Raw genomic sequence first — 17,176 nt, 5'->3', positions numbered from 1 at the left:
AGGGTACGCAAAGGCCCGGCATAGACAGGCACTGGATGATCTGAGAATTTCGGCATCGGCGGCGAGCCCTCCGCCTGCGAGGACAGCGCGGCCAACATGGAGAGCAAGGCAGCCGGTACCGTATGCAGTTTGATTGTCACCATGCGGTTTTTAAACTCGGCCGGAGAGCAGCGCGCGTCGGCGCTGCCGAGGAAGGCATCGGTCGACATAGCTTCGATACCTCGCTACATCGACGTTGAGCGTCACGGGGTTGTCGGGATCATCCGTCACGTCGAATGCCTTCATCGTATTAGTGTCCAAGTTGACCCAGCCGATCGTCACGTACTTATCGCGGTTATCAGGACTATCGGCGGCAACGAACAGTCTTACGCTATACACGCCGTCGTTGCTATCTTCGAGCGCGACGCGGACGTTTTCTTTCTTCATCGCAATGCTATGTAGGGGCGCGACGATCAATTGCCGTAGCGCGGTGTCGCAGGTGGACACCTGCCCGGCAAAAGAGGGGTGGACGAGTGATTGGAGGGCCAGACTCAGCATCGCTTGGCCAACCAGCGATTTGCAAGCGTAGGTTTTCATTTAACGTCGTCCTTTGTATGCCCACCTCCGATCGCGCTTGACTAGCGATCTTCATCGCTTCTTCTCTATATCGTGTGCCAGAGGACCGGCCTTAATAGAAGACATCAACCGTCCGATCATTCATGCCCGAAGCGCACCCCATCCGTCAAGACACCCGCCTTATTCAAGGCGGCCCATTTTGTCAAAATTTGGCACTGCCTTTAATTACTTCTAGCCTCATCAATTTCTCATTTCGTCTATAAAATAGTGGTGCAGCAGGACCTCCCGCACCGCCATCAGCAGAGCCGGTGTAATAAATCGTCAAACCATTCGTATTTCCGGACGCTTTACAAAGAATATCATCGTTTTTTTGATACCCTTGCCACGTCAGCTCGCAATCTCCGTTAGCGGTTACAGTTAAATTAAAAGCCCATGCCGGTGCCGCCTCTCCTACAGCATGCCCCATAACATGCTGATATGAATAACTTCCAACCCACTTTTCCGGCAACACCTCGGCATGACTCCAGCGGCTGGCAATCACCAATAAAAAGATCCCGATCCACCTCACGCTCACGAAAAATCGCAATTTCGAGCTCATCACAATTTATCCGGTCTATGTACTGGAACTATCTTATTAATTTTCACAATATCACCCCTTCGATCAGTGTAAGCTATCACGAAGGTATGGTTTTTCAGTTCGACATCGCGGATCGCCTCAACAATGCTGGAATTCCCCACGTCTAGAGTAATGCTCTCAATTGCTTTCATTTTCCCGCTTGAAAACATGTCATACATCTCAAGAGAATTCCCCGAAACACCGAGCACAATGCCGCGCCCGGCATCATAAGATACGACCAGCGGGAACGGCCCACCAAGCTTATTAGTGGGCTTGTAAAAATAGGTCGCGGAACATTCGGTTCCACACGGAAAAGCGATAGCAAAAACTCCATCCTCGTAAGCTATATTAGATGGCGGAAACGGAAACGAAATGAGCTTCTTTCGTTCATTCTTCATCAAACGGTATACGACGCAGGTATCGACTGTTTTTGTTTTTATGCAACTTGTCTCTAGCTGGACATCCGAAGTCCGAAAATTTGTGATTTCGCGCGTCTCCGCATAACCAAGCAGCGGCTGCGCGGCGACAACAAGCAGAATAAACGATCTAATGAACATTATTTTTGAGACAGCGCAATACCAAGTCCATTTGGCCTCAGGCGATCAGATCTCACCCACCCGAGTACCGGCGATAGTTTTTTGCTTCCCAGATACACAACAGACGTAAATCCCTTGTATTCGGTGTACGCATCTACGGTCTGATCTTCGATTACAAAAACGCCCTGCATCTTGCACTCATAACTTGGCGCAGAGTAGAACTGAAGTCGTCCTTTCCCGATCACAACCCGCCCGGCATTGTTACCCGGAATAAAAACACCGGTTTTGGAGGCGACTTCATTCAACGCTTTGCAAGCAGAAGCCTCGACAGTGATATGATGCGCGAGCAAAACGAGAAAGAGTACTGCAATCTGAGGGCATCGGATCATCAATTGCCCTCCTTTTTTATGCGGTACTTCTTGCCATCAAATCTATAACCGACGAGGGCAGTTCTGCCGGCAACATCGCCGCCAACTTTCACGCTACGCATTCCGTTCCCCTCCTCGTTAAGCACATCAACGGAATAGCCCCCTGTACTAAGCAGGATTGAAGCAACTCCCCCCGAAACGCCGATCAACCAAATGGGCCCTAGCGCCGCGCCCCAGCCACAAGCGTCTGCAGTTGTTACGAAGTAAGTCGTGACTGCCGGCGCACTGGACAACGGAATCTTTTCGCCAATCATTTTGCAAGATAGACTCCTGAATATGTCAAAGGAACGGTCGCTGTAGATTATCGAAGCGACAACATCGGTCATAGCACCTAGATCGCCGTCCTCGACAGTTGAAGCTGATGCGCATGGGGAAGCGCAGCTCGCTGCACCGACAATCGACAAAAATGCAAATAAGATCCGCTTCATTGCGTCACTCCCAAAAGGGTGGCCTTCTTATACTTGTCGGCGGGACGAGCGACATCCGCTATTGGGACATGATGTGAGCGAACGAAATCATAACCGCGACCGCAGCCACCCCGGGGCATCTAGACATGGAATTCATGGGTCCATATACGGCGTATGGTGGCCTACGAAACGGTCTTCCTTGAGAGCAAAGCAAAAATTTCCATCCTCGACCATACGATGCATAAAGATTGCACCGGTAATACATACTTGATTTGAATGTATATTGTATTTCAGTTTTCCCACGCTTTTTGCATATCCGTTGCCATCCGTCGCTCCGGAATAGGCATCAATCGGCACCGGGTAAACTATTCCCGTCGTGGTATCTATAGCGACAAGCGAACGTTGAAAGAAGGATGGAGACCCCTCGGGAATGGAAAGGAGAATGTATTTTCCACCAAAATCCGGCCTTCGCTCAGCAATCGCCCTCTTGATTTCGGTCAAATGTTTTTCATCACAAAAATCGACGCTCGAAAACTGAAACGAGCATTCGTCACTTGGATATGCAATTCGCACATTAGCATAGGGATGATTGTTCGGCTCAATGCCCCCCTCTCCTGCATAAGCGACGATCGGGACACAAAAAGAAATGCAATATAAAAGCAACTTTCTCATAGACCACCATTCGCTCGCATTTGCTCTATTTCAATCAAAATTTCACGCAACTTATTGGTCGACTTCATGTTTGCGCCGTTTTGACCCGGCTCCTCATAATATGAGGTCGTCCCATCAGACACTGCACCACCATAATCCTTACTGATTTTAAGGCCATTTGGAACAGCGATCGACGCCCATTGCCTGGCCGCAGCATACTGAGCATCATCGACCGAGCCCCTCCCCTTCTTAACAAAATTTGACAGGCCGGGCGTTTGATCGAACAAGAAGTCCCTGAACACTCGTTCTTGCATTTGCGCATCATATTTTTCGTCGCCGCTTAGTCCCAATGCTTCTTTTGCGGCGGCCAGCGTCGGAATGATTGTCTGGTATTTTCCGGTCGTGAACAAACGGCCATGATCCTCTGGCGGGAGTGAGACCGATGCGAGTATCTCGTTGATGGTTTTGCCGGTAACCGTTCCTTCTGGTGCACGGAACAGCGCGTACACCACCTTGCCGTGTTTGCCATGTGTGCCGGTGTTGTACGACTCGTACGTTCCCTCTCCTAGAGAAATGACATCCCCTATCCTCTGAATTAGTGCCGCTAGACCATCATGAGGCGCGTAGAAATTCGCGACGATACCCACCGGATGCAAATGATAAACCGCCGCATCCCCCGGCAACCCTTCGACCCCGCGCACCTGATCCCACCACCTCAACTTCCCGATCCGCTCCAACTCCCCTTGCCAAATGTACTTACGCTCCTTCATCAACGAAGATAGCGATTCCCATTTGCTCAGATCCCCGCCCCATTCGCTTTCATAACGCACGACTAGATGCGACATCGCTTGCGCCACCCATCGAGTGCGCTGCGCCCGGGCGAGTTCATCGGGTGTCACCTTCCCGTCTTTGTTCCCGAGCCGGTCAACAACTTTCTCCAGTCGCGCAACCAACGCACTGCCGTTCACGCTCACCGCGCTCGGTTCGAACGACTCCTTATCGCCGTCGAACAACAGCTCCTGAACGTACAAGAACCGCTTGAACGAATCGAGCACCGACACGCTAGTGTTATCGATGAGCTCGAACCCAGGCCATTCCCACGCACCGCGCGGTTGCACATTCGGATGTCCGGTGTCGCACACCCAACCCTCGCGGCTATTGCCGTCCGAGGTGCCCACCGTCACCTTCCACCAATGCGCCTTTTTATCGTCCTGCGCCTTGGCATCCGCGCCGAGCTTATCCAACTCGCCACGCGAATACACTTCGTCGAATCCCGCCGCCGGCGATTTCGCATTCGATACCTGCAAAGGGAAGTCACGCCAAACCTTGAACCCCGAGGGCGCCGGCTTGCCGGCCATCGCACGCTCAACCCATACCGGCGAACCTACGCTCGTCTCCTCGGGCTTCACCTTCGGATGCTTCGAATGCGCGGCAGCATGTCCATGCCCCGGCTGCGGCGGCGCTGCGGCCGGCATCTTGATCAGGGTCGGCTGCACCTTCACCCACGGCCCTTCTCCCCCGCCCGTCGCAACCGGCTTGAGCAGCAGCCCGCCATCGACCGATTGCGTCGCCCCGGCCACGTCGACAAGCATCGCCCCGGCCGAGATTTCAAGGAAGGAGTTCTTGTCAGGCAGTTGCTTAGCCCGCGCTTGGCTCTTCTTGATGAACGCAGGCAAGTCGGGCCCCGCGAACACCTCCAAGTGCAGGATCGGCCGCTGCGGCGTCGGCGGCAGTTTCGACGCCTCACGGTATCGCTGATATTCACCGAGGTAGCCTAACACCGCGCCCGCCGCCACCGGATACGGCGTATCGAGAACGACCACCGTATCGAGCGGCTGAGGATCGATAAGGACTTCGAACTGTTCGACTTTGACCCATCCAGTCGCCACGCGCGGGTCCGCCGGGTCGCCGATCACCACGCCCACCGGCTCGCCTTTCAGCACCTTCGTAATCTGCGCCCAGCCTTTGGCTTTCGTCGAAGGCAGACCCAATTGCACATCGCGGCCCTGCGGCAGCAATCCGATCGCTTCGCCGTTCGCCTTGCTATAGACGAACGTGCCCTTGGCGGCCGGCTGCTTGGCTTTCGGTTTATCGGCCGATGCATGCTGATCAATCAAACGGAACTTCTCAGGCCAACTCATCCCCGCGGGAAATTGAACCGGTTCGAGCCATTTGAGCGTCGGCGGATTCGTCTGCAAAGGGTCCCCCAGACCACTCGCCATGCTCATATCACCATCGGGCGCATCAAGCCGCATTGAATCGGGCAAGGAAAAATCGAATGTGCTCGGTTGGCGCTGCGTATCGGCTGCGCTCGGCCCGACGCGGTAGTGTTTGTCGCCCTTCCAATAAGGCATGCATTTGATCGGCGACGGCGTCGCATCGGCAGCAGACCCCGCTTCGATCGCCGCCTTATAGCCTCGCCAATCCAGCGTATGCACATACAAGCTGAAAAACGTCAGCGTTTCATCGGCAGGCGCCGCCGAAGCGGGGGCAGGCGTGGACGTAGACGCGGGCACCGACACTGTTGACGCACCGCCCGGCGTAGAAGCCTTGCTGCCGCCCGCCGAGTTCGGCGTCGATGGCGCCGGCGGCAATTGCAGCTTATGCCTGACCAGCACGAACCCTGTCGAATACATACATTGCTTGCCGTCTTCGTACTTCAGCACCGGATAAGCCGAATCGAGCCGATAAGCGACGACCTCACCGTCCGCAATCGCACGAAAACCGTTCTCCTGTTTCAGAATCTGCCCGGTCTCGCGTCCGAAGTGAATGCCGCCATGCCAAATGCCGTTCGCGCCGTGCGGATAAAACCCGTCCTCGGCATTGCTGAGCGCCTCGAAATAGGCGTGCGCGTCATTGCCGTCCTTGTCGGCCGCCGTCGTAAATGGGTAGCTCCATTTCAGCGGCACATAGGCCGGCGCTTGGGTCGCCGCTGCCGGCGATGGCTGCACGGGCGCGCTCTTATGAAGCGGATGATCTTTCGTCGAACTCATGGCCACTTGGTTTCTGATTCAGTCTATCGAAGCCCATATGAATGGGTCTAACGGCACAGCGGGCTGACAAGTAAGCCGCATCGATCACCCAGAAAAATCCGTCGCTCGCCCAGTCTTCATGCCGCCTTGTCCCTCAACGCCGTGCATCTGATAGTTGCCGGAGACCGGCCCCGCAAACACCCGCTTCGCCCCCTTCATATCGATCGTCCCAGGCGCATGCATCTCGATGTTGCCGTCTTTAATCCGGATATACGCGCCGCCCGACGTCAATAAGACCTCACGCTTGCCCGCCATTTCGATTACGTCCGCGATCGAAATCAGCTTCACGCTTTTTTGCGCCTGCAATTCGATGCCGTCGGCATGCGCCTGCACATCGACCTTGCCCTTCGCGGCAATGAGTTTCATCCCCGCGTTCTGCACGAACAGGCTCAGCTTTTCTCCGATGGAGGCCAGCAACGATTTCCCGCTTGCGATATGCGTACTGCCGCCACTAACAAGGTTGACGTGCCGATCCGCGGCAACGTGCGCCGACGCCTGCGTCGACAACGCAATGCCCGCCGGACTCGCCATCAACATCACGGGCTCGGCAAACCCATTGGCGTTGCCGGTCCCGCCGCCCGCTGTCCGGCCTGGAGCCGAGGCGTCGCCTGCAACGGATTTTTGTGTCGCATCGGTCAGCGCCTTCAACGCGTCGTATCCATCTTTGAGGCTCTCCGCCTGATGCGTCGCGCTGGCATCCGACAGCGCTTCGATGACGCTCTCCGCATTCACGAGCTGCTCACGCGCTTGCCGCACGTCCATCGGCTGCTTGGGCGATGCCGGATAACTCGATATATACAAGCCCTGCTCCGCCCGAATCGCACCGTAGGCACTCGACTTCAAATCGAAGCCGCTGCCCAGATACGCACCGCGCGTATTCGCGGTATGAGCGACTAGGTAGCCAAGATGTAGGTGCGAGTCGGCGCTCGACGAATAGAGATGGATCCGGTTCTGCCCCGTGGCATCGTCCATGACGAGTTGGTTGAAGCCGCTGCCCGCATATTCCTTCGAGCGAATTCCCGACAGCAACCCGTTCGAATGCCAGACGGGCGGCGTCGGCCCGCCGTGCATCCGGCCCAGGATCACTGGCCGGTCGCAGTCGCCGCCCATGAATCCGACGACGACTTCGTCCCCTTTGCGTAACGGAAAATGCCCGCCGCGTGTCGATCCTGCATCGGGAAACGCCGCACGCACCCAAACCGACGCGCGCTCGTCCCCTTCATTGCGCCGGTTCCATGGAAACCAAACCTTCACGCGGTTGAGCGCATCGGTATAGATCTCCTCGCCCTCGGGACCGGCGACGATGCCTGTTTGCAACTGCATGACAGGTTTGTGATGCTCGAACGGGCTGCGAAACGGCGTGCGTCGCCGCTGGGCTTCGATTTCCACTTGGAAGTAGCCCTCGCCGCCGTCGGGGTGGCGAACCTTCACACCGCCGCCCGATCCCATCGCACGTCTCACCTGCGCGCTCAAGCTTTCCGGAATGTCGGCGATCTCGTCCATCCCAGGCAAATTGTTGCGGATCGTCCAGCGCGTTTCGAGGATCGCGAATTGGCGATCTTGCTCGGGCTCCTTGTCATGAACGGGATGCCCGGCGAGCGTGAACCAGTAACCCGGCATCGCCGAACGCAGGCTGCCGATCGCATGGAAGCGCTTCATTTCCGACTCGCACGCCTCGACTCGCGCCGTCGCTTGCTGCTCGCCGTGCTCGCGCACGCCCCATGTATAGGCACCGGTGTAGTCGTACACCTCGCCTTGCGCCGCGCCATCGGCATCTGAGACCACCGCGCTATCCACCTGCTTAGGCAGATCGGGGCGCTTATAGTCGAACGTCCGAGTCGTCAGTGCGGCGCTTTGGATCCGCTGGCGCTCCGACCACTGAGTGCTTCCATCGACTTCTTCGCGCAAGCCCGTACGAATGAAGCGGACGGTTTTGTCGTGCAGTTGGACAACTGATAGAACGAGAGATAGCCGTCACTGCCCAACCGCGAAAACGTTTTGACGAACCCGTGGTGCGGCAAATAGGTGCCGTCGGTCTGCTGCAGCCACAACGTGACGGCTTTGCCGATCATGGCTTGCAGGTCGATTTCACGGCCTTTGACCGAAGCGGCTTCGACGACGAATTCGTAGTCGCGTCCGAGTCGCGACACGCCCTTGGCATACAGAGGCAATAGCCAGTCCTCGCCGAGCGGCGTATCGAGCCGAATCAGTCGGCTGCGTTGAGCACCACCGGCAAAGGCGGCTTCAAATAGCGCATTGAGTCCCATGGAGACCGGCCCTCTCAGTTCTTCTTCCTTTTATTGGGAGCCGATTGTATCGAATCGTCGTAGCAAAGGCGGCGAAACCCCGCAGGGACGAGGCCTCGCGCCCGATCCGTCTCACTAACAGGTTGTTTCGTCCACCCACCACTGTAGGCGCGATGTAAGACAACCGCACAACCGCGCACCAAAACGAGCACCATTCGCGCTCCTTGCACCACCCAGGCTGCGCCTCGCGATTACCTCCAACAATATTCCCCGTCAATCCCCGAAACCCTGAACGACAAGTTTGCGCAACATGTGCGTCCGTTGTCGCACTACGAACGACAAGGCACTCCAGCCCGGCGCGGCGGGCGGTCCCAGCATATGGATATGGCAATTAAGAGACACCTGCTAGCAAGACTACGATTTGCTTGGCCACAGGCATGTATTTTTGCTAAATTAGTAACCAAAGTAGCAAAACAAAGTTCTGCAAATGTAGTTTTACTTCAAACGAGGAGACACCGCCCACGAGCGGCCTCGAACCCGAGCGCGGCGCGTCAGGCTCACCAGCCCACAGCCCGCCTCGAGCGTTCCGAAGGATCTCCCTGATTACTGGATTCCCGCTCGGGCGATGGCCTCGCCCGAGCGCTATTCGCAGTAGTGGCTTCACTTTTGACAGGGTAAATGGAGGAGAAGATGAAGAAAGCATTGCTCGCCGCGGCGCTCATGTCGGCTGGCGTCATCGCGCACGCACAAAGCAGCGTGACGTTGTATGGCCGCTTGGATGCCGGCCTCGAGTACATCAGCGGCCTGCCGAACGCCAGCTACACGGGTTCGACCTCGCGTTGGCGCGCGGAAAGCGGCGACTGGGGCACGAGCCTGTGGGGTATGAAGGGTGTCGAAGACATCGGCGGCGGCAACCAAGTCCTGTTCAAGTTGGAAGGCAGCTTCAACACGATGACGGGTACGGGCCCCGGCGGCGGCGGTCTCTTCAATCGCTGGGCCACGATCGGTCTGTCGAACCCCACCTACGGTACGCTGTCGTTGGGCCGCATGCTCTACATCGCCAACGGCGTGTGGGACTTCGACCCGTTCGGTCAATCGAACTGGTCGTCGGCGTCGCTGGTCCGTGGCCGCAACTGGCCGCAGTCGAGCAACAACATCGCCTACCAGTCGCCGAAGTTCGCCGGCTTTGACGTCTACGGCCAGTACGCGCTGTCGAACGCGACGAACTGGAACGGTAACGGCACGACGTCGCAAGGCCGCGAAGCAGGTCTCCAATTGACGTACACGAGCCCGCTCTTCCAAGTGCGCGGCATGTACGACGAAATCCGCAACCCGGCCAACGGTATGCTCAACGGCGGCGACGGTGCATTCTCGTACTCGCGCGAATACACGGCCGGCGTGAACGTGTTCCTCGGTCAATTCAAGATCCAAGGCGTCTATCAAGCGCTGCGCACGTCGGGCTACAACGGCGCCGCTGCCGCTCCGACCTCGCTCGATCACGAATGGGGTGGCGTCACGTGGCAAGCCACGCCGGCTGCCGCCGCAATCGCCGCCGTCTATCACGTGAACGCGAACAACGGCTTCGGCAACGCGACGATCTACACGATCGGCGGCACGTACAACTTGTCCAAGCGCACGCTGCTCGATATCCAGATCGCACACGTGCATAACAGCAAGTCGGCGAACTTCGGTCTCGACGCAAACGCGTTCGGCAACGGCGGCAACGTGACTTCGGGTACGACGACGTCGTACAACGAAAACCCGCTGCCCGGCCACAGCCAAACGGGCGTCTACGCCGGTATCCAACACTCGTTCTAAGCGAGTGGGGTAGCCGAAAAGAACAGATTTAACTGAGTCTTACAGTTTCAAGTTTCACGCTGCTGCGAGAGGCGCGTATCGGTGCGGTGTCCCGTCAGGGCGTCGCACCGTTTTTTTTGTATCTACGTTTTTTGTTATCGGCGAAACGAAAACGGTTCGACCGTCATACCGCCGCTTCGTTCTCTTCCCCGGTGCGGATCCGAATCACGCGCTCGACTTCGGTCACGAAAATCTTGCCGTCGCCGATCTTGCCCGTGCGCGCCGCGCCGATGATCGCGTCGATCACTTGGTCGCATTGCGCCGCCGCCACCACGACCTCGATCTTCACTTTCGGCAGAAAATCGACGACGTATTCGGCGCCGCGGTAAAGCTCCGTATGGCCCTTCTGACGGCCGAAGCCCTTGACCTCGGTAACGGTCAGCCCCGTCAGGCCGACTTCGGCCAGCGCTTCACGGACTTCGTCGAGCTTGAACGGTTTGATGATGGCTGTGATGCGTTTCATAATGTGCCTCGTGGGGAGTCCGACAAACAGTGGATCGATTCTACGCCGCGGCGCGGCAGGTTCATTGCACCGGTTCGGTATAGCGCGAGGTGATCGGATAGCGCCAATCGCGCCCAAATGCGCGATGCGTGACGCGAATGCCGATCGGCGCCTGACGCCGCTTGTATTCGTTGAGCTTGATCAAGCGCGTGACGCGCGCGACGTCCTCACGGGCATAACCGGCCGCGACGATCTGCGCAAGCGAGCAATCCTCTTCCATATACATCCGCATGATTGCGTCGAGCACCTCGTAGGGCGGCAAGCTGTCCTGATCGGTCTGGTTCTCGCGCAGCTCGGCCGACGGCGCACGCGTGATGATGCGCTCGGGAATCACATCGCGTTTGGCGAACAACGGCGTACCGTTGCGGTAATGGCATAGACGATAGACGAGCGTCTTGGCGATGTCCTTGATGACGGCGAAGCCACCGGCCATATCGCCGTACAGCGTGCAATAGCCCACGGCCATTTCGCTCTTGTTGCCCGTCGTCAGGACGAGCGAGCCGAACTTATTCGACAGCGCCATCAGCAGCGTGCCGCGAATACGCGCCTGGATGTTCTCCTCCGTCGCATCTTCCGGCAAGCCCTCGAATTCGCTCGAAAGCGCCCCACGGAACGCTTCCATCATCGGCGCGATGGCGATTTCGTCATAACGCACGCCGACGCGCCGCGCCATTTCAGCCGCATCGGAGGTCGAGATGTCGGCTGTGTAACGTGACGGCATCATGACGGCCCGCACGCGATCGGCGCCGAGCGCGTCGCAGGCGATAGCCAAGACGAGTGCCGAATCGACGCCGCCCGAGAGGCCGATGATCGCACCCGGAAATCCGTTCTTGCCGATGTAATCGCGCACGCCGAGCACCAGCGCCGCGTACACCTGCGCTTCGAGCGAATCGGCCGGCGTTACTTCGCCCGGCAGCGGGCGGCCATCCTCGAATTCGACGATCGCATGCCCCTCGACGAACTGCGGCATCCGAGCGACCATCCGGCCCTGCCCGTCCAGCACGAACGAGCCGCCGTCGAAAATCAACTCGTCCTGGCCGCCGACCAGATTCACGTAGGCCACGGGCAAGCCCGTTTCCGCGATGCGCGAGCGCACGATATCCACGCGCGTCGCTTCCTTGTTCATGTGGAACGGCGAACCGTTCGGAATCAGCAGCACTTGGGCACCCGCCGCCTTCGCCAGTTGCGCGGCCGACGCATGCCAGGCATCTTCGCAAATGATGATGCCGTACTTGACGCCGTCGAGCGTGAACACGAACGGCGTCGTGGCGGCGGCGAAGTAGCGCTTCTCGTCGAAAACCTCGGTGTTCGGCAGATCTTGCTTCATGTAAGTGCCGATCACCTGGCCGTCGACGAGCAGCGAAGCGGCGTTATAGGTATCGACAGGTGCCGCGCCGCGCTCGATGGGCCGGTTTGCATTACCATGACCGCTCGCGCCATCGCCGCCGCGATGCGGATGGCCGACGATCACGTGCAGCCCCGTCAGTGGTTTGAGCCGCTGCGCGAGTTCGGCGAGTGCCGCGGCGCTCGCCGCATAAAACGCGGGGCGAAGCAGCAGGTCTTCGGGCGGGTAGCCCGATAGCGAAAGCTCGGGGGTGATCACGAGCTTGGCGCCGTCGCGATGCGCGGCTTGCGCGCATTCGACGATCTTCGCGATGTTGCCGGCGAAGTCGCCAACGGTAACGTTGATTTGAGCTAAAGCGATACGGGTCTTCATGGGCAGTGAGCGGCAAGCGGCTTTGTGCGGCCGGATGACTCGACAAAAAGGAACGACGGGCGCGCCGCGCCGTCCCGCTGAACACGGTTAGACAGTTGAAACAGGAACGCATCGATTATCGCATGGGGCTCCTCGGCTCGCCGGCCGAAGTCGACGCACGTGAGTGGAACGCGCTCGTTGCGCGCCAGGATCAGCCAACGCCGTTCCTGCGCCACGAATTCCTGAGCGCGCTGACGAGCACGAAATGCGCGACGGAGGACGCAGGCTGGGGCCCCCGCTTCGTCACGCTGGTGGACGACAAAACGGGCGCGCTGGCGGCGGCCGCGCCGCTGTACGTAAAGAACCATTCGTACGGCGAGTACGTGTTCGACTGGGCCTGGGCCGACGCCTATCAGCGCAACGGCCTCGCCTACTACCCCAAGCTCGTCTGCGCCGTGCCCTTCACGCCCGTGCAAGGCACGCGTCTGATTGCGGTGGACGAAGCCGCGCGGCGCCAACTCGCCGCGACGCTCGTCGCGCTGGCCGAGCAATCGGACGTCTCGTCGCTGCATGTCCTGTTCCCGACCGAGCCAGAGGCCGATGCGCTAGCGCAAATGGGCATGATGCGGCGCCAAGGAATCCAGTTTCACTGGCTCAACGACGGCTACCGCCACTTCGACGATTTCCTCTCGACGCTCGAGCAGAAAAAGAGAAAGAACATCCGGGCGGAGCGCCGCAAGGTCCATGACGCCGGAGTCACGTTCCGGCGCGTACGCGGCGAAGACGCGACCGATGCCGATTGGCGCTTCTTCAACCGCTGCTATCGGCAAACGTACCGCGAGCACTTTTCCTCGCCGTATCTGAATCTCGACTTTTTTAGAACGATCGGGCAATCGATGCCCGAGAATCTTCTGCTCGTTATCGCCGAATACGAGGGACGGCCTATCGCAAGCTCATTGCTCGTCTATCAACGCGACGCGAAGACGGGCGGAACGCTGTACGGCCGTTACTGGGGCGCGCTGGAGCACGTGCCCTGCCTGCACTTCGAGACGGCCTACTATCAGCCGCTCGAGTTTTGCATCGAGGAAAAGCTAGCCGTATTCGAAGGCGGCGCGCAAGGCGAGCACAAGATGGCCCGCGGCTTCATGCCCACCGTGACGCACTCGGCGCACTGGCTCGCGCATCCCGCGTTCGCCGACGCCGTCGCGCGGTTTCTCGACAATGAAGCGAATCTGATTCACGCGCATGTCGATGAACTGCGCGAGCACGATCCGTTCAAGAAGCGCGCCGAGCGCGGCTTATGCGAATCGCAGCCGATGGAAGAAGGAAAGATAACGAGCCCCAAGCGCCGATGACCTGGTTTCTCTATTTGATCGAATGCGACGACGGCAGCGTCTATACGGGCATCGCCACCGACGTCCAAGCGCGCTATGCGAAACATGCGACCGGCAAGGGGGCCCGCTATACGCGCGCACGCAAGCCCGTCGCGCTGCTTGCCTCTTTCGAGCTTGCCGATCGCTCCAGCGCATTGCGCGCCGAATACCGCGTCAAACAATTGTCGCCGGCCGACAAGCGTGCGCTCGCGGCCGGCGCGCGCACGCTCGCCTCGGTGCTTACTTCTTGAAGTTCGCGACGCCTTCGGTGATTTCCTTGTGCGCGGCGTCGATGCCGGCCCAGCCTTCCACCTTGACCCACTTGCCCTTTTCGAGCGCTTTGTACTGTTCGAAGAAGTGCTTGATTTGGTCCTTCAGGTAGGCGGGCACGTCGTCGATCGACTTCATGTGCGCCGTCATCGGGCACAGTTTGTCGTGCGGCACGGCCACGAGCTTGGCATCGACGCCCGATTCGTCGGTCATTTGCAGCATGCCGAGGGCCCGCGAGCGAACCACGCAACCTGGAATCAGCGGGAACGGCGTGATAACGAGCACGTCGACGGGATCGCCGTCGCCCGAGAGCGTCTGCGGAATGTAGCCGTAGTTGACCGGGTAGCGCATGCCCGTGCCGATGAAACGATCGACGACGAGCAGACCCAGTTCCTTATCCGCTTCGTACTTGACCGGATCGCTTTGCGCGGGGATTTCGATGACGACGTTGAAGTCTTGCGGAAGATCTTTGCCCGCGGGGACGTGATTGAAGCTCATGGCGTTCTCTAGTGGAAATAAAAACGGGAAAACGTGAGGCTCGCGCCGCCGCACGCGGCAGCGGGTGCACGGCTGATCGCGACGCCGCGCCGCTCGCGCGAGCGGCTGGGTAAGCATTGCGCGCCATTATAGCCGAGCGGCGCGTGCGCACTTCCGGCAAGGATCGCGCCATAATCGCGCTAGTGACCGAGTTCCGAATTCACCCCGAGGAGGGCTGGATGGAAGAAGCAAAGCACTTCATCGACGGCAACTGGGCAGCGCCCGCCTCGGGCGAGGCGATCGAGATGGTCGATCCGTCCGACGGCCAGCCGTTCATGCGCATTGCGCGCGGCAGCCCCGCCGACATCGACGCCGCCGTCCATGCCGCCCGTGCCGCCTACGGGGGCGCGTGGGGTCATACGAGCGCCGCCGAGCGCGGCCGCATCCTCAGCCGGCTATCGATGCTCGTCGCGGCCTGCGGCGAGGAGCTTGCGCGACTCGAAGCGCGCGATACCGGCAAGCCGCTGCGCGAGGCGCGCGCCGACGCCGCCGCGCTCGCCCGCTACTTCGAGTTCTACGCGGGCGCCTGCGACAAGCTGCACGGCGCGACGCTGCCCTACCAAGCCGGGTACACGGTCATGACGGTGCGCGAACCGCACGGCGTCACCGGCCATATCGTCCCGTGGAACTATCCGATGCAGATCTTCGGGCGCAGCGTCGGCGCCGCGCTGGCCGCGGGCAACGCGTGCGTCGTCAAACCTTCCGAGGACGCGTGCCTGTCGCTGCTGCGCGTCGCGGCACTGTCCGCCGAAGCCGGTGTGCCGGCGGGTGCGCTCAACATCGTGACGGGCTATGGGACCGAAGCGGGCGCCGCGCTTGCGCGCCACCCCGGCGTCGACCATATTTCGTTCACGGGATCGCCGAGCGTCGGTACGCTCGTCTCCCAACTGGCCGCCGAACACCATGCGCCCGTCACGCTCGAACTCGGCGGAAAGTCGCCGCAAATCGTCTTCGCCGATGCCGATCTCGATGCCGCGCTGCCGATGCTCATGGCCGCCATTATTCAGAACGCCGGTCAAACCTGCTCGGCCGGTAGCCGCGTTTTGATCGAGCGCGCCGTCTATGGCGAACTGCTCGAGCGTCTGAGCAAGGCATTCGGCGCACTGCGCGTCGGCCCGAGCGAGCGCAGCCTCGATTGCGGGCCGCTCATCAACGCGAGGCAGCAAGCCCGCGTCGCGCAATTCGTCGCCGATGCCGAGCGCGACGGGATTCGCGTCGCGGCGCGCGGGGAGATCGCCGCCGATGCGCCGAGCGGCGGGTTCTATCAAGCGCCGACGCTGTTCGCCGACGTACCCGCCGAACATCGGATCGCCCAGGAGGAAATTTTCGGCCCCGTGCTGTCCTTGCTGCCGTTCGCGGACGAGCAAGAGGCGCTCGCGCTCGCGAACGGCACGCGCTACGGCCTCGTCGCCGGCGTGTGGACGCGCGACGGCGGGCGGCAAATGCGCCTGGCGCGGCGCCTGCGCGCGGGGCAAGTGTTCATCAACAACTATGGCGCGGGCGGCGGCGTCGAACTGCCGTTCGGCGGCACGGGCCAATCAGGCCACGGACGCGAAAAAGGTTTCGAAGCGCTATACGGCTTCACCACGCTCAAAACCATCGCGATCAAACACGGCTAGCCGGTCCGGCCTGCAACATACATCGCGCGACATATCGACAGGCCACGCAGGCCAGGAGGGAGACATCATGCGGTTGGAGGGCAAAACGGCAGTCGTCACGGGCGCCGGTTCGGGCTTCGGCGAAGGCATCGCCAAGACATTCGCGCGCGAAGGCGCGAACGTGGTGGTCAACGATCTGAACGGCGCGGCGGCCGAGCGCGTCGCCAGCGAGATCGCGCTTGCGGGCGGACGTGCGATCGCCGTCACGGGCGACGTCACGAAAATCGACGACTGGCACACGCTGCGCGAAACGGCGCTCGGCGATTTCGGCCACGTGCATATCGTCGTCAACAACGCCGGCACGACGCATCGCAACAAGCCGGTCATGGACGTGACGGAAGCCGAATTCGACCGGGTCTACGCCGTCAACGTCAAGAGCATCTACTGGAGCGTGCAGGCGTTCGTACCGTACTTTCGCGAACAGGGCGGCGGCGCGTTCGTCAACATCGCCTCGACGGCGGGCGTGCGTCCGCGCCCGGGCCTCGTCTGGTACAACGGCAGCAAGGGCGCCGTCATCGTCGCGAGCCGGGCGCTCGCGGCGGAACTCGGCCCCGACAAGATCCGCGTGAACTGCGTGAACCCCGTCATCGGCGAAACGGGGCTGCTCACCGAATTCATGGGCTGCGAGGATACCCCCGAAAACCGCAAGCGCTTTCTCGCCGGCATCCCGCTGGGCCGCTTTTCGACGCCTCAGGATGTGGCGAACGCCGCGCTCTACCTCGCCTCCGACGACGCCGCTTTCATCACCGGCGTGAGTCTGGAAGTGGATGGCGGACGCTGCGTCTGATCGCCCTACCGGCGATCGAAACCAC

16 protein-coding genes and 1 pseudogene are annotated in these 17,176 nt (G+C 59.9%); 5 read left to right on the top strand and 12 right to left on the bottom strand.

What is annotated here, in order from left to right:
- Positions 1–150 precede the first annotated feature (150 nt).
- The 9 genes from DXT59_RS06340 to DXT59_RS31085 form a co-directional block, all read right to left on the bottom strand.
- Positions 151–576, bottom strand: coding sequence for a hypothetical protein (locus DXT59_RS06340; protein ID WP_116136069.1), 426 nt, complete (start codon positions 574–576; stop codon positions 151–153).
- 181 nt (positions 577–757) lie between these two features.
- Positions 758–1,153, bottom strand: a complete 396-nt coding sequence (locus DXT59_RS30475) for a DUF5991 domain-containing protein (protein ID WP_162877969.1) — start codon at positions 1,151–1,153, stop codon at positions 758–760.
- A complete protein-coding gene (locus DXT59_RS06335; protein WP_116136068.1) occupies positions 1,153–1,728 on the bottom strand; it encodes a hypothetical protein in 576 nt (191 codons plus the stop codon). The genes DXT59_RS30475 and DXT59_RS06335 overlap by 1 nt, the downstream gene beginning before the upstream one ends.
- Positions 1,728–2,096 carry a hypothetical protein gene (locus DXT59_RS30470; protein ID WP_162877968.1) on the bottom strand — a complete coding sequence of 123 codons (369 nt, stop codon included), beginning with the start codon at positions 2,094–2,096 and terminating at the stop codon, positions 1,728–1,730. Before DXT59_RS30470 ends, DXT59_RS06335 begins: the two co-directional genes overlap by 1 nt.
- Positions 2,096–2,563, bottom strand: a complete 468-nt coding sequence (locus DXT59_RS06330) for a hypothetical protein (protein ID WP_162877967.1) — start codon at positions 2,561–2,563, stop codon at positions 2,096–2,098. The genes DXT59_RS30470 and DXT59_RS06330 overlap by 1 nt, the downstream gene beginning before the upstream one ends.
- 132 nt (positions 2,564–2,695) lie before the next feature.
- The gene (locus DXT59_RS31090) at positions 2,696–3,214 is read right to left on the bottom strand and encodes a hypothetical protein (RefSeq protein WP_240324416.1); all 519 of its coding nucleotides are present in this window, start codon (positions 3,212–3,214) and stop codon (positions 2,696–2,698) included.
- Positions 3,211–5,859, bottom strand: coding sequence for a muramidase (locus DXT59_RS06320; RefSeq protein WP_240324415.1), 2,649 nt, complete (start codon positions 5,857–5,859; stop codon positions 3,211–3,213). Before DXT59_RS06320 ends, DXT59_RS31090 begins: the two co-directional genes overlap by 4 nt.
- 411 nt (positions 5,860–6,270) lie before the next feature.
- Entirely contained in the window at positions 6,271–8,133 is a 1,863-nt protein-coding gene (locus DXT59_RS06315) for a type VI secretion system Vgr family protein (protein WP_240324414.1), read from the bottom strand.
- Entirely contained in the window at positions 8,067–8,492 is a 426-nt protein-coding gene (locus tag DXT59_RS31085; RefSeq protein ID WP_240324413.1) for a contractile injection system protein, VgrG/Pvc8 family, read from the bottom strand. Before DXT59_RS31085 ends, DXT59_RS06315 begins: the two co-directional genes overlap by 67 nt.
- A gap of 669 nt (positions 8,493–9,161) precedes the next feature.
- On the opposite strand from DXT59_RS31085, the gene DXT59_RS06310 reads away from it, so the two are divergent.
- The gene (locus tag DXT59_RS06310; RefSeq protein WP_116136150.1) at positions 9,162–10,289 is read left to right on the top strand and encodes a porin; all 1,128 of its coding nucleotides are present in this window, start codon (positions 9,162–9,164) and stop codon (positions 10,287–10,289) included.
- Positions 10,290–10,452: 163 nt separating this feature from the next.
- Here the strand turns inward: DXT59_RS06310 and DXT59_RS06305 are convergent, their stop codons facing one another.
- The gene (locus tag DXT59_RS06305) at positions 10,453–10,791 is read right to left on the bottom strand and encodes a P-II family nitrogen regulator (RefSeq protein WP_102649078.1); all 339 of its coding nucleotides are present in this window, start codon (positions 10,789–10,791) and stop codon (positions 10,453–10,455) included.
- Between the two features lie 61 nt (positions 10,792–10,852).
- A complete protein-coding gene (locus DXT59_RS06300; RefSeq protein WP_116136065.1) occupies positions 10,853–12,547 on the bottom strand; it encodes an NAD+ synthase in 1,695 nt (564 codons plus the stop codon).
- 95 nt (positions 12,548–12,642) lie between these two features.
- Between DXT59_RS06300 and DXT59_RS06295 the strand changes: the two are divergent.
- Together DXT59_RS06295 and DXT59_RS06290 are read left to right on the top strand one after the other, a co-directional pair.
- A pseudogene (locus DXT59_RS06295) lies at positions 12,643–13,806 on the top strand (GNAT family N-acetyltransferase); the annotation flags it as partial.
- Positions 13,807–13,877: 71 nt separating this feature from the next.
- Positions 13,878–14,150, top strand: coding sequence for a GIY-YIG nuclease family protein (locus DXT59_RS06290; protein WP_116136063.1), 273 nt, complete (start codon positions 13,878–13,880; stop codon positions 14,148–14,150).
- Here DXT59_RS06290 and ppa read toward each other — a convergent pair.
- Positions 14,140–14,667, bottom strand: a complete 528-nt coding sequence (gene ppa, locus DXT59_RS06285) for an inorganic diphosphatase (RefSeq protein ID WP_116136062.1) — start codon at positions 14,665–14,667, stop codon at positions 14,140–14,142. The genes DXT59_RS06290 and ppa overlap by 11 nt on opposite strands.
- Positions 14,668–14,885: 218 nt before the next feature.
- Between ppa and DXT59_RS06280 the strand changes: the two genes are divergently transcribed.
- The gene (locus DXT59_RS06280) at positions 14,886–16,325 is read left to right on the top strand and encodes an aldehyde dehydrogenase family protein (RefSeq protein WP_116136061.1); all 1,440 of its coding nucleotides are present in this window, start codon (positions 14,886–14,888) and stop codon (positions 16,323–16,325) included.
- A 67-nt stretch (positions 16,326–16,392) separates the two neighbouring features.
- Positions 16,393–17,151, top strand: coding sequence for an SDR family oxidoreductase (locus DXT59_RS06275; protein WP_116136060.1), 759 nt, complete (start codon positions 16,393–16,395; stop codon positions 17,149–17,151).
- The last annotated feature ends 25 nt before the right edge of the window (positions 17,152–17,176 follow it).

The organism is Trinickia diaoshuihuensis, from assembly GCF_003390925.1.
Classification (GTDB): domain Bacteria; phylum Pseudomonadota; class Gammaproteobacteria; order Burkholderiales; family Burkholderiaceae; genus Trinickia; species Trinickia diaoshuihuensis.
The sequence above is the reverse complement of the archived record's forward strand: the minus strand, read 5'-3'. Positions and strand labels throughout refer to the sequence as shown.